Origin of the sequence: Nocardiopsis changdeensis, from assembly GCF_018316655.1 — a bacterium.
GTDB classification, from domain to species: domain Bacteria; phylum Actinomycetota; class Actinomycetes; order Streptosporangiales; family Streptosporangiaceae; genus Nocardiopsis; species Nocardiopsis changdeensis.
On the sequence record NZ_CP074133.1, the window covers coordinates 2981739 to 2994814 of the forward strand.

The 13076-nt window shown below is 74.3% G+C and carries 10 protein-coding genes; 2 read left to right on the forward strand and 8 right to left on the reverse strand.

Annotation, left to right across the window (positions count from 1 at the left end):
- Positions 1–34: 34 nt before the first annotated feature.
- The 8 genes from KGD84_RS13365 to KGD84_RS13400 all read right to left on the reverse strand — a co-directional run bounded on the left by KGD84_RS13365 (position 35) and on the right by KGD84_RS13400 (position 10409).
- Entirely contained in the window at positions 35–1438 is a 1404-nt protein-coding gene (locus tag KGD84_RS13365; protein ID WP_220560647.1) for a nitrosuccinate lyase, read from the reverse strand.
- The gene (locus KGD84_RS13370; protein ID WP_220560648.1) at positions 1435–3423 is read right to left on the reverse strand and encodes an FAD/NAD(P)-binding protein; all 1989 of its coding nucleotides are present in this window, start codon (positions 3421–3423) and stop codon (positions 1435–1437) included. Before KGD84_RS13370 ends, KGD84_RS13365 begins: the two co-directional genes overlap by 4 nt.
- Positions 3424–3505: 82 nt before the next feature.
- A complete protein-coding gene (locus tag KGD84_RS13375; RefSeq protein WP_220560649.1) occupies positions 3506–5077 on the reverse strand; it encodes a class I adenylate-forming enzyme family protein in 1572 nt (523 codons plus the stop codon).
- A gap of 28 nt (positions 5078–5105) precedes the next feature.
- Complete coding sequence (locus KGD84_RS13380) at positions 5106–5654, reverse strand: SRPBCC family protein (protein ID WP_220560651.1); 549 nt, start codon at positions 5652–5654, stop codon at positions 5106–5108.
- Positions 5655–5709: 55 nt separating this feature from the next.
- Positions 5710–6705: a zinc-binding dehydrogenase gene (locus KGD84_RS13385; protein WP_220560653.1), complete on the reverse strand. Its 996-nt coding sequence runs from the start codon at positions 6703–6705 to the stop codon at positions 5710–5712.
- Positions 6706–6760: 55 nt separating this feature from the next.
- The gene (locus tag KGD84_RS13390) at positions 6761–8119 is read right to left on the reverse strand and encodes an FAD-dependent oxidoreductase (protein WP_220560654.1); all 1359 of its coding nucleotides are present in this window, start codon (positions 8117–8119) and stop codon (positions 6761–6763) included.
- A gap of 221 nt (positions 8120–8340) precedes the next feature.
- Positions 8341–9138 carry a phytanoyl-CoA dioxygenase family protein gene (locus KGD84_RS13395; protein WP_220560655.1) on the reverse strand — a complete coding sequence of 266 codons (798 nt, stop codon included), beginning with the start codon at positions 9136–9138 and terminating at the stop codon, positions 8341–8343.
- A gap of 44 nt (positions 9139–9182) precedes the next feature.
- Positions 9183–10409: a cytochrome P450 gene (locus tag KGD84_RS13400; RefSeq protein ID WP_220560656.1), complete on the reverse strand. Its 1227-nt coding sequence runs from the start codon at positions 10407–10409 to the stop codon at positions 9183–9185.
- 370 nt (positions 10410–10779) lie between these two features.
- Here KGD84_RS13400 and KGD84_RS13405 point away from each other — a divergent pair, with 370 nt between their 5' ends.
- Both KGD84_RS13405 and KGD84_RS13410 read left to right on the forward strand, forming a co-directional pair.
- Positions 10780–11436 carry an NADPH-dependent FMN reductase gene (locus KGD84_RS13405; RefSeq protein WP_220560657.1) on the forward strand — a complete coding sequence of 219 codons (657 nt, stop codon included), beginning with the start codon at positions 10780–10782 and terminating at the stop codon, positions 11434–11436.
- Positions 11436–13073: an MFS transporter gene (locus KGD84_RS13410; protein WP_220560658.1), complete on the forward strand. Its 1638-nt coding sequence runs from the start codon at positions 11436–11438 to the stop codon at positions 13071–13073. The genes KGD84_RS13405 and KGD84_RS13410 overlap by 1 nt, the downstream gene beginning before the upstream one ends.
- Positions 13074–13076: the final 3 nt, after the last annotated feature.

The window sequence follows — 13076 nt, forward strand, 5'->3', positions numbered from 1 at the left end:
GGCCCCCGCTCACAGACGGCCCGCGGCCGCGGGGTCAGCCCGCCTCCCGCGGCCGGCGGTCCAGGGCGCGGTCGACCAGGCGGGCGGCCGCGCCGGTGTACCGCACCGGGTCGCAGAGGGCGGCGAGGGCGTCCGGAGCGGCGGCGCCCTCGAGAGCGGGGTGTTCCGCCAGGACGTCGGCCAGCGGCCGCCCGGACGCGGCCGCCTCGGCCGAGCAGGCGTCGAGGACCGCGCGGGCCCGGGGCCGTCCCAGGCGGGGGGTCAGGGCGGCGGCCACCCGTTCGCTGGTGGCGGCGCCCCCCGTCAGGGCGAGGTTCGCGCGCATGCGGACGGGGTCGGCCTCCAGCCCCCGGGCCAGCTCGACCATGGTGTGCGCCGCGCCGCCGGTGAGCCGCAGGCATTCGCGCAGCGGCTGCCACTCCGCGTGCCACGCCCCGGGGGAGCGCTCGTCCTCGGCGGACAGGCACTGGAGGACGCCCGCCGTCAGGACGGGCACCTGGAGCGCGGCCGTGCGCACCATCGTGGCCAGCACGGGGTTGCGCTTGTGCGGCATGGCCGAGGACGCCCCGCGTCCGGCGGGCGAGGGCTCGGCGACCTCGCCCACCTCGGTGCGCGACAGCGTGAGCACGTCCACCGCGACCTTGCCCAGGGCCGCGGCGGTGAACCCGAGCGCGGACGCCACGTCCGCCACGGGGGTGCGCAGCGCGTGCCAGGGGAGCCGCTGCGGGGCCAGCCCCGTCTCGCGGGCGAACCCCCGCACCAGGGCGTCGTAGAACGCGCCCGGGTCCTCCTGATGCCCGGGCGCGGCGTAGGCCAGGTACCCGCCCAGCGTCCCCGCCGACCCGCCGAGCGAGACCGGCAGCCCGCCGTCGAGCACCCGGTCGATCCGCTCCACGGCGTCCAGCACCAGCGACCGCCACCCCGCGACCCGCAGCCCGAACGTCGTGGGCACCGCGTGCAGCGCCAGCGTGCGCGCCGCCGCCGGGGTGTCCCGATGGGCCCGGGCCGTCACCGCGAACGCCTCCGCGGCGGCCGCGAGGTCGGCCCGGACGGCCTCCAGGGCGCGCCGGCAGACCAGCATGGCGCCGGTGTCGAAGATGTCCTGGCTGGTGGACCCGCGGTGCACGTGTTCGGCGGCCGCGGGGTCGCGCGCGGCGACGCGCCGGGTCAGCTCCGACACCAGGGAGACGACCGGGTTGGCGTGCTCGCGCGAGGCCACCGCGATGACGCGGGGGTCGGGCGCCCCCTCGCGCACGACCTCGGTGATGAGGTCGGCCGCCGCGCGGGGCAGCACCCCCAGGCCGGCCTGGGCGCGCGCCAGCGCGGCCTCCGCGTCCGCCATCGCCTGGAGCCAGGCCGCGTCGTCGACCAGGCGTTCCACGGGGGTGCCCGCCCGGCCGGGGGAGAGCAGGCCGGTGTCCGCGGCCGGGGCGTTCATACGATGACCCCCGTCGACTCGATGCCGGTGGCGGTGTGCGGGACCGCGGGCACGTGGGCGACCGGCGGCAGGGCGAGCACGGCCCGGGCGATGGCGTCGGCGTCCTTCAGCGTGACCGAGTCGGACTCCGGCCGCACCCCGGCGGCGGTGACCCAGTGGACGGACTCGGTGGGCACCCCGTACGCGAAGCGCCGGGGGTGGGCCTGCCCCCGCCCGTCGACGACCCGGTACGGCCGCTCGGTGACCGTCAGCCCGCCGGTCTCGTACGGCTCGCCCCCGCTGGCGGCGATCCGGTAGGGCGTCGCCTGGTCGCTGTCGAGCAGGTGCCGCAGCAGGGGATCGTCGGTGCGCAGCAGGTCGGGCACGGGCAGCCGCGCCTCGATGAGGACCCGGGACCGCACCGGCGGACCGGGGACCAGCGGTGAGGAGGCGGTGAAGACCGCGGGCCCCGTCTCCAGGCGCACCTGGGTGCCCGGTCCCAGCACCTCCACCACACCGGCCTCGACGAGCGCGATCAGTTCCCGGATCCGGGAGGCGGGCGGTCCGATGGACAGGTACGCGTTGAGCGGCGTGTACTCGCCGTCGAGGTCGTCCCGGTGCGAGTGGCCGTCCAGCCCGCCGTGGTCCACCAGTTCCCGGATCTCGTTGCGCAGGTCGCGCAGCACGTCCAGGGCGCTCTTGAGCGGGCCGTCCACGTTGCCCCGCTCGGCCTCGCGGACGTCGCGGCGCAGGTGGTCGAGCAGCCAGGAGCGGAACGCCGCCCGGTCGGAGAAGCGCTTCCCCGCGCAGGGGCGGGCGACGCGCTCCCAGTCCCACCGGTCCGCGGTGCGGATCCCGTACTCGTCCGGCAGCAGCGCCGCCCCGGAGGGCGACGCGGCGACGTAGCGGTCGGCGAACTCCAGCGCCTCCCGCGGCCGCCCCTGGGAGCGCAGCAGGGCCGCGTAGTAGACCGCCTCCACCTCCCGGGAGACGAGCGGCCACAGGTCCCGGGCGAAGTTCAGGGTGTCGCCGGACTCCGCCCGGAGCCGGCCGATGGCCTCCGGGGTGAGCAGCCGGGGCCGGTGCCGTCCGGCCACGCCCTTCTGGTTGCGCCCCCGCGCGTGGTAGGGCACCCCGCGGCGGGAGAACGCGTACAGGCGGGGTTCGCGGCCGGAGGGGAGGTACACGAGCCCTCCGTCGCGCTCGGCGTACCGCCCGCCGCGCTCCTCGGTGAACAGGGCCGTGTAGTCGAAGAAGTTCAGGCCGAGCCCGCGCAGCAGCACGGCGGCGCCGGGCTCGATGCCGTCCAGGTCGGCGTCGGCCGGGTTGACCGGGGTGATGTAGGTGAGGTGGTGGATCCGGGCCAGGCTCGCGGTGCGCGCCTCCTGCGCGGTCGACCGGACGGGCAGGTGCCCCTGGGCGAGGACGATGGCGTCCAGGTGGTTGAGCCGCGTCCGGTCCTGGAGCCGCAGCCCCTGGGGGCCTCCGGGCACGCCGTAGGTGTCGGCGATGGCCACGGCGCGGGAGCGGTGCGTCCGGACCTCGACGTGGCCGGGCGCGGCGTCGACGACCCGCGCGAAGCAGGCCCGCAGGTACCGGCCGTAGAAGACGCGCGTGGGATAGGAGTCCGGCCCCAGGGAGCGGGCCTCCTCCAGGATGTGCTCGTCGTGGTCGCCGTCCCCGCCGAACAGGGCCGTGTCCCGGGCCCACTCGTACAGGTTGGGGCCGGGCTCGATCGGCCCCTCGATCACCACGCTGTGATCGGTGAAGGCGGTGATCTGCGAGGCGACGGTGTTCATCAGCAGCCTGCGCGACTGCCCCTCCCGCCACACCGCGCCCGGCCCCGGTTCGTGCGGGTCGATGACGTGCACGGTCAGGTGCGAGCACGAGGGGCGCGCCCGCTCGTTGGCGCAGATCCGTTCCAGCAGGGCGAGGCCGCGGGGCCCCGCCCCGACGACGGCGATCTCGGTTCGGCCACCGCCGTGGTGGGCGTGGATCCCGGACACGTTCTGTCACTCCCTTGTGCGACGGACGAGAGGGGGCGGGACGCGCGGAGCGCCCCGCCCCGGGTGGGGCGCGGGGCCCGGGTCATTCGGCGCGGTCGGCGGCGACCAGACGGGCCGCCAGCTCCAGCCGCTTGATCTTGGTGGTGGCGGTCTGGGGCAGCTCCTCCAGCCGCCGGTGCACGGGCGCCTCCAGCGGGGGCAGGTCAGCGGTCGCCGCCTCCCAGGCGGCGGGGTCCAGCGGCCGGTCGTCGCGGGTGCACACCACGGGGACGGGGGAGCCCTGGGCGGAGGGGACGATGACCACCTCGACGAGGTCGGGCAGCCGGGTGAACAGCTTGTCCTCGATCTCCAGGGTGCTGTCGATGCCGTCGATCTCGTCGACCTCGCGGTCGAGCAGGTGCAGGCACCCCCACTTGCTCCGGTAGCCGACGTCGCCCATCCGCCACCAGCCGCCGTTGACCTGCTTGCGCCAGCGCGCGTGCTCGCCCATGTAGGTGATGATGCGGCCGTCGCTGCGGACCTCGATGTACCCCGGGGAGGACTTGGAGGGGGTCCTCCCGTCGCGGGGGACCACCCGGACGTCGGTCATGCCGGGGAACGGGAAGCCCACGCAGCGGCCGTCGGCGTCCGGCGAGCGGTCGCGCGAGTAGGTGCGCGCCGCGATCGGACCGACCTCGCTCTGCCCGTAGGCCTGGGCGAACAGCGGAACGCCGCGCCGGGAGGCGCGCAGCATGGTGTGCACGGTCCGGGGGTGGATGGCGTCGAAGGTGCTGCTGAAGTACTTGACGTTGGCCAGCGGCTCGCGGGGGTCGTCCGCCAGCACCTCCCAGCGCAGGAAGGTGTTGGGGTGCGCCTCGATGAACCCCGGCCGCACCCGGGAGAAGAGCTCGGCGACGTGCTCGGGGGCGTCGTCGCGCAGGATGACCAGCGGGTGCCCCTGGAGGATCGAGATGGGCATCGCCGTGTACATGCGCGAGTGGACGAAGGACACGTGGACCGCGATGGGCTCGCTGCGGCCCACGGCGGCGGCGACGACGGCGGCCTGGGGCCGGTAGCGCGACTGGAAGGTGAACCCGGTGTGCACGGCCAGCTTGGGCAGGCCGGTGGTCCCCGACGTGTGGGTGACCATCGTGGGGTGGTCGGGCGGCATGATGACCGGGCGCACCCGGGGGGTCCCGGCCAGGGAGGCCAGGGACACGGCGCCCTCGTACTCCCCGGAGGCCAGGATGACCCGCTCGCTGAGGTCGAACACCTCGGCGGGGAGCTCCTTCTCCAGCTTGGCCTGGTCGGTGAGCAGGTAGGGCCGGTCGACCCGGCGCAGGAGCGCGGCGACGGTGTCCCCGTCCAGCTTCGCCGACAGCATGACGGGGACGGCGCCCACGCGGTTGACCGCGCAGGCCATCAGGGAGATGTCGAAGCCGTCGGACTTGTGCACGACCACGTGCTCTCCCGGGCGGACCTTCAGCGCCCACAGCCGGGAGGCGAAGTCGTCCACCAGGTCGGCCGCCTCGGTCAGGGTCAGGCGGCGCCCGCGCTCGGGCGCGATGTCGAGGTCGTGGTCGAGGATCAGCGGACTCGCCGGGTGCCGGGCCGCGGCCCGGTCGAACAGGCTGCCCAACCGGATGCCCTGGTTGGCGATGCGTTGGAGGAACATGGCTTCGGTGTCCTTCGGGTTCGGGGGGTCAGGCCTTCTCGATCACGGCCTTGATCCGGGCCAGTGTCATCGCCAGGTCGTCCTCGAGCTTGGCGGTCCAGTCGGTGATGAAGCGCTCGCGGTCGGGCTCGCTCAGATCGGCGGTGATCTTGTGGATGCCTGCGGTCGCCCGGCCCATGCGGAAGTGGTGTTCGAGGTAGGACTCGGGGCCGTCGGCGCCGGTGTCGAAGCCCCAGATGCTCTCCTGGTCCTCGCCGGCGTGGGACAGCATCATCCAGCGGAAGGTCCGCCCCGGCTCGGCGGCCACCACACGGCACTCGGTGTGCCAGGTGCCGCGGATCAGGGGCGCCCAGCCCACGACGTCCCGGGGCCGGTGGTTCTCCCCCCGGAAGACCGAGCCCACCTGCGCGGGCTCTCCGTGGATCCACTCCCCGCCGCGGCACTCGGGGCTCCACTCGGCGCTGCGGGGCAGGTCGGAGACCACCGCGTAGATCTCGTCGGGGGAGGCCGCGACGGTGATCCGGGCCCGGAGGTCGAAGAGGGGGCTGCGGTCGATGACGGAGACGGGTGTGTTCATGGGGAGAGGATCGCAGCGGCACGGATCCGGTGGCCAAGCATCGGGCCAGGGTTGGTCAAGTCCTCCCGGCGCCCGCCCCGACCCGCAGCACGAACCGCCGCCCCCGGGCGCGGCCTGTCTCGACGGCGCGGTGCGCCTCGGCGGCCGCCTCCAGCGGCAGGACCTCCACCTCCCGCGGGCGCAGGCGCCCGTCGGCGATCAGGGGTCCCAGGTCCGCGACCGCGCGGGCGAGCTCCCCGGTCGACGCCTGGGAGATGGCGAACCCCGTGACGGTGCGGTCCAGCAGGTAGAGGTCGCCCACCGGGATGACGGCCCGGGTGCGCATGCCGGCCAGGAGGACGATCCTCCCCCGCCGGGCCAGGACGCCCAGGGCGTGGTCGACCTCGTTGCGGCCCGCGGCGTCGACGTACACGTCGACCCCGTCGGGGCACAGGCGGGCCAGGCGGCGGTGGACGTCGGGGGCGGCGCGGTCCACGACCGCGTCGGCGCCCAGCTTCGCGCAGTAGTCCGCGTCGTGGGCCGAGGCCACGGCCACGACCCGGGCCCCGGCGTCCACGGCCAGGGCCACCGCCGCCCCGCCGACGTTCCCGCCGGCGCCGACCACGGCGACCGTCTCGCCGGCGCGCAGCCGGCCGCAGCGGAACAGGGCGGCGTGCGCCGTCGCGGCGGGGTGGGCCAGCGCCACCGCGTCGACGGGGTCGGCCCCAGAGGGCAGGTGGTGGAGGTGGTCGGCGGGGACGGCGACCCGTTCGGCCGCCGCCCCCGGGCGCCCGGCGTATCCCATGCTCAGCGACCAGACCCGGTCCCCGGGGGCGAAGCCGGACACCCGCTCGCCGGTGGCGGCGACGGTGCCGACCAGGTCCCGGCCGATGACGAACGGGAACGACAGAGGGGTGCGCCAGGCACCCGAGCGCACGAAGGTGTCGACGTGGTTGACGGCGGTGGCGGTCACCTCGACCAGCACGTCCGCCGGTCCGGGGAGCGGGTCCGGCAGGCGCCCGTGGCGGATCTCGTCGGCCGGGCCCAGACGGTCTATGTATGCGGCGTCCATGTCCATGGAGTGTGGCCGCCCGCGGCCCGGCGCGGGCGGGTTCGCACGGAGTGTGTCACCTGGGTCCGCGGCTGCGCCCGAGGCCGTCCAGCAGGGTCTCGGCGGCCCGCTCCCCGGACAGCAGGGCCGCCTCGGTGGTGGGCGAGTTGAAGTAGTCGCCGCAGAAGACCACCGGGGGCCGCTGCGACCGGATGACCGAGGCGGAGGCGCGGTAGCGCCCCGGGGCCGGGATCGGGAAGCCGTAGGGGCGTTCGGCGATGTGGAAGGGCTCGACGTTCTCGGGCATGTCGGGCCACAGCGTGGGCAGCAGCGGGGTGACCTCGGCGAACTGCTCCTCGGCGGGGCGGCCGATCAGCCTGCGGGTGACCGCGCGGCCCGGGTAGGTGAACAGCAGGAGCGTTTCCCTGCGCCCCCCGTCCGGGTCGATCCGGGTCCGCGTGTAGGTGATCATGTTCCGCAGCGGCGGGTCCTGGCGCCCGCCGGCCACGATGTGGGCCTGTTCGGGGAGCGTGCCGCGGGGGACGAGGTAGGACACCGAGAGCGCCGGCTCGTACCGCTGGGTGGTCAGGAACGCGCGGGTGGCGTCCGGGACGGCCTCGGCCGACAGCTTCGCCGTGATCCGGTCGGCGACGGGCGCGGGCGTCGCCACCACGACCGCGTCGAACTCCTCCTCGCCCGGGGCGCCCGTGGCGTCGGTGAAGCGGACCAGCACGCCCGATCCGGTCTCGGCCGTCTCGGTCACCTCGTGCCGCAGGCGCACCTCGCTCCCGGCCGCGTTGCGCTCGGCGATGACCTCCATCCCGTCGCGCAGCACGTGGAAGCCCGCCCCGCCCAGCCACGCCACCAGGGCGCGGGCGTGCACGGCCGAGACCTCCTCGCTGGCGAAGTTCCAGAAACCCTCGATCTGGGGGCGCAGCAGGTAGTCGAAGCCCTCGGGGGAGATGACCCGCGCCCCGTACCCGGCGGCGGTCTCGCCGTTGTCGAGGTGGGCCGTCTTGAGCGGGTCGAAAAGGTCGAGCTCGGACTTCTTGGACACCTCCCGCAGGGAGGCGATGAGGAAGGCGAACCGGTCCCGCAGCGACGCGTGCGGGTAGCGCAGCAGGTTGACCGGCGAGTCCGAGGACAGTCCCACGGCCCGGCCGTTCTTGGTGATGTGGACGTCGGTGGAGAGTTCGACCAGGTCGTTCTCCAGGCCGTACTCCCGGATGAGCGCGCCCATCCGCTCGTAGAAGCTCACGAACATGAGGTTGATGCCGACATCCGGCTCCAGTTCGGGCCGGTGCCAGGAGCGGGCCCGGCCGCCGAGGCCGTCCGCCCCCTCGAAGAGGACCGTCTCGGCGCCGTCGCCGGCCAGTTTCTTCGCGGCCGCGGTTCCGGCCATTCCGCCACCGACGATCGCGATCCTGCGGGGCATGGTGAACTCACTTCCGTCTTCGGTCGGGCGTGGGGGTGACCGGGTCCGGGCCGCTCCGGGGGCGGAGCGGCCCGGACACCCCGCCCGCGGCGTGCGCGGGCGGGACGGGCGGCGGGGGCGGCGCATTCACCCCGCCGCCCAGGCGGGTACGGGCCCGCCTGGCGGGTGGGGCGGCCGCCGGTCCGGAGGAGGTCCCGGCGGCCGCACGGGGGGCGGTCCGGTCAGGCGCCGGAGCGGGCGAGCGGGAACCGCTCGCCGCGGACCGGCTGGCCGGGCTCCAGGCCGCCCAGGTCGTCGCCCGGGAACAGGTAGCTGTAGACGGGGTTGGGGCGGTACACGGCGTCGGCGTCCATGTACACCGTGCCCAGCGAGATCCGGGTCGTGTCGGTGTTGTTGGCCCCGGCGGAGTGGATGACCCGGCCGTGGTGGAAGTGGACGTCGCCCGCGCGCAGCGGGACGGTCACACGCTCCTCCCAGGCGAAGTGCGGCCACCGGTCCAGCGGGGACATGCCGTCGTCGCCCTCCTTGGGGGTGACCTCCTTGTGCGAGCCGGGGATGAATGACATGCAGCCGCGCTCCTCGGGGACGTCGACCAGGGCGGTCCAAGCGGTCAGGGTGACCGGTCGGCCCTCGAAGGGGTGGGAGGGCGAGTCGTAGTGGATCGGGGTGGGCGCCGACAGCCCGCCGGCGGGCTTGCGGAACAGCTCGCTCTTGAAGAGCCGCAGCGGGGTCCCGGCCAGCTTCTCGGCGGCGGCGGTGACCTTGGGGTGCAGCGCGAGGCGGCGGGTCACCTCGCTGCGCAGGCCGGCGTCGGCCACCCAGTCCATGGCCAGCCCGTCCTCCTCCTCCCACAGTTCGGTCTCGCGCTCGGCGAACTGGCGCTCGGCGTCGGCGAACTGCTCGGCGACCTCCTCGGGGGTCAGGAGCGCCGGCACGTTCACGAAACCGCGCTCCCGGTAGAGCGCCACGAGCTCGTCCGTGACGATCGAGTCGATGTCCGATTCCTTCGCCACCGTCATGGTGAGGGTCCTTTCCGTTCTGGGATGGGTGGGGCGCGGCGTGGTCAGGCGCAGGACGCGGGCGTGATCCGCACGGGCAGGGAGCAGACCCCGCCCAGGAACGCCGACCCCTTGAAGACGGCCTCGCCCGCGGGCTCGATCGCCTTGGTACGGTCCAGCAGTTCGGTCAGGAACAGCCGGATCTCCATGCGGCTCAGCGGGGCGCCGATGCAGTGGTGGGGGCCGTACCCGCCGAAGGCGAGGTGCCGGTCGGCGTCGGTCCGGGTGACGTCGAACCGCTCGGAGTCGGCGAAGACCTCCTCGTCGCGGTTGGCCGCGGGGTAGGACAGCATCACCCGCTCGCCCTTGCGGATCTCCACCCCGCGGACCTCGGTGTCCTCCTGGGCAGTGCGCAGGAAGTGCCGCACCGGGGAGGTCCAGCGCAGGATCTCCTCCACCGCGTTGGGGATCAGCTCCGGCTCGGCCCGCAGCAGGGCCAGCTGGTCGGGGTGGCGCATGAGCTCGTACAGGCCCCCCGCCAGGGAGAACGCCGTGGTCTCGTACCCGGCGTCGGCGATGAGCATGTAGTAGGTCGTCAGGTCCGGCTCCACCAGCAGCTCGCCGTTCACCCGCCCGTTGGCGATGGCCGACGCCAGGTCGGAGGTGGGCTCGGCCCGGCGGGACTCGGTGATCCGGGCGAACATGGCCAGGGTCGCCTGCCAGTTGGCCTGGGCGCCCTCCGGGTCCTTCTCCCAGGCCATGGTCTGGGTCGACCGGTACATCCGCTCGAAGCTCTCGTCGGGCAGCCCCAGCAGGGCCATGACCGTGCGCAGCGGGAAGCGGGCGGCGACGGTCTCGACGAAGTCGCACTCGGGGCCCTGCTCCAGCAGCTCGTCCACCGACTGCCGGGCGAGCTCGGCCACGTGCTTCTCGATCTCGCTGATGGCCTTGTACCTGAACCAGTTCTGCGCGATGGCCCGGTGCGCCCGGTGGTCCTCGCCGTCGCGGTGGGGGAGGGGCTTGAGGTCCTCCTCCGCGGTCTCCTCCGGGGGCTCGGTGTACTCCAACAGCGGTCCGGGCCGGTTCGTGAACAGCTCCGGGCGGCGCTCGATCGACGTGATGTCCTCGTGCCGGGTCACCAGCCAGAACGAGCGGAAGTCGGGGCTCTCCGCCAGGGCCACCGGCCGTTCCCGGCGGTAGCTCCCCAGGATCGCGAACATCTCCTCGGGGCGGCGCCACCGGGAGTCGTCGGCGAGCACCGCCAACGGCGTCAAGCTCTGGGTGTTCGTCACGGTCAACCTCGCCTTGTCAGGGGAGTGGTGCGGGCGGGCCCGTCGGCCCCGCGCCCCCGCCGGGGGCGCCGGGGCGGGCGCCGCCGGGGGGCGTCGACGGCTCAGACTCTGGCACCGGCGCCGCGGGCCGACCAGGGCGGTGCGCCGAATGTGTCAGGTCAGCAGCCCCGTTCGGCGCGACCATAACCGGAGCCGAACGTCTCCCGAACGGTTCCGATGGAGACTGCGTGCCAGGGCGTGTTCCGCGCGCACCGTCCGCCGCGGGGAGAAGGACCGCGCCGTGTGCGTCCGTCCGATGCGGTGGCGGGCGACGGACGGGAGAAGGGCCCGCGGAACACGCCCACAGGGGCACCGTGCGTGAGGAGTCGGGATGGGCAGTGCATCGCGGTTGGTGATCATCATCGGCAGCACACGCAAGGGGCGTGTGGGGCCGGTGGTCGCCGAGTGGTTCGCCGAGCGGGCCCGCCACCACGGGTTCTTCGACGTCGACGTGATCGACCTCGCCCAGGCGTGGCTGCCCGACATCCTGATCACCGACCGGGCGGAGGAGCCCCCGCAGGCCGTGCGCGACCTCAAGGGGTGGCTGCGCGCCGCGGACGCCTTCGCGATCGTCACACCCGAGCACAACAACGGGTACCCGGCCGCCCTGAAGAACGCCATCGACTGGTGCGTCGTGGAGTGGCGGACCAAGCCGGTCGGCTACGTCTCCTACGGCGGCGCCGCCGGCGGCCTGCGCGCGGTCCAGGCCCTGCAACCGGTCCTCACGGAACTGGGGGCGGTGAACGTCCGCGAGACGGTCAGCCTGCCCCACTACCCGGAGCGCTACGACGGCGGGCCGGTCTTCACGGTGCTGCCGGAGCACGACGCGCACTCCCTGGCCCTGCTCGACTGCCTCGCCTGGTGGGCCCGCACCCTCCAGGACGGCAGGGAGCGCGCACCCTACCCCGGCGAGCCGGGGTCCCCCGGTCCGAGCGCGGAGGACCCCGCGCCCCCGGACCGACCGCACCACGAGGAACGGAGAAAGTGATGTCCCCAGCGGAACCCGGCGCGCCCGTACGCGCCACCCCGAGGCAATGGGCGGGCCTGATCGTCCTGGCCCTGCCCACCATGCTGCTCTCGCTGGATCTCACCGTGCTCTACATGGCGATCCCGCACCTGGGGGCCGACCTGGGGGCGAGCACCACCGAGCTGCTGTGGATCATGGACATCTACGGGTTCATGGTCGCCGGCTTCCTCATCACCATGGGGACCTTCGGCGACCGCATCGGCCGGCGGCGCCTGCTGCTGATCGGCGCGGTGGCCTTCGGCGCGGCCTCGGTGATCGCGGCGTTCTCCGTCAGCACGGAGATGCTCATCGCCGCCCGCGTGCTCCTGGGGATCGCCGGAGCGATGCTCATGCCGCCGACACTGGCCCTGATCACGGTCATGTTCAAGGACCCCAAGCAGAGGTCGATGGCGGTGGCCGTCTGGCTCATGTCCTTCACGGTGGGAGGCGTCCTCGGCCCGGCCGTGGGCGGCCTCCTCCTGGAGTTCTTCTGGTGGGGGTCGGTGTTCCTGCTGGCCGTCCCGGTCATGGCCGTCCTCCTGGTCGCGGGCCCGTTCCTGCTGCCGGAGTACCGGGACTCCTCGGCCGGGCGCATGGACCTGGTGAGCGTGGCCCTCTCGCTGACGGCCATCCTGCCCGTCGTCTACGGCATGAAGGAGATCGCCGCCGACGCGGCGGTGCGGGCGGTGCCGCTCCTCGCCCTGGCCGTGGGCCTGGCCGCGGGCGCGCTCTTCGTGTACCGCCAGCGCAGGATCGCCCACCCGCTGCTGGACCTGAGCCTCTTCTCCAGCCGCACGTTCACCGGCGCCCTCCTGGCGCTGCTGCTCGGCCAGGTGGTGTTCTACTCCTTCACCTACCACTTCACCCAGTTCATGCAGCTGGTCCAGGGGCTGTCGCCGTTCGCGGCGGGCCTGTGGTTCATCCCCCTGGGCATCGCCAGCGTCGTCGGCGCGACCGCCGCCCCGATCCTCGCGGCGAAGTACCCGCCGGCCACGGTCATCGGCGCGGGGCTGGCGCTGTGCGCGCTGGGGTTCGGCGCGATGGCCTTCGTCGGCCCGGCCTCCGGCCTGGTCCTGTTCATGACCGGCGCGGTCGTCGGGATCCTGGGCGCCCAGCCGCTGCTGGCGCTGAGCACCGACATGGTGGTCAGCTCCGCGCCCCCGGAACGGACCGGCACGGCGTCGGGCATGTCGGAGACCGGCGCGGAGTTCGGCGCGGCCATGGGCATTGCCACGTTCGGCTCGCTGGGCGCCGCCATCTACGCCTCGCGCGTGGGCGGGCTGCTGCCGGAGGGACTGTCGGCCGAGGAGGCCGAGAGCGCCCAGGGGAGCTTCGCCGGCCTGATCGGCGTCGTCGAGGGCCTGTCCGGCCCGCTCGCCGACCAGGTGCTGGCCGCGGGCCGCGAGGCGTTCATGAGCGGCATGAACGCCGTGATGCTCGTCAGCGCGCTGCTCATGCTGGGCACCGCCGGCATGGTGGTGGTCCTGCTGCGCCACCTGCCCCCGATCGGGCACGAGGACGGCGCCCCGGAGGAGGACTCCGGCGAGAGCGGTGCCGCCGGGGACGCGGCGGCCGCGGAGCCGGACCGCCGCGGTGACGACGTCCCGACCCAGGGCTGACGG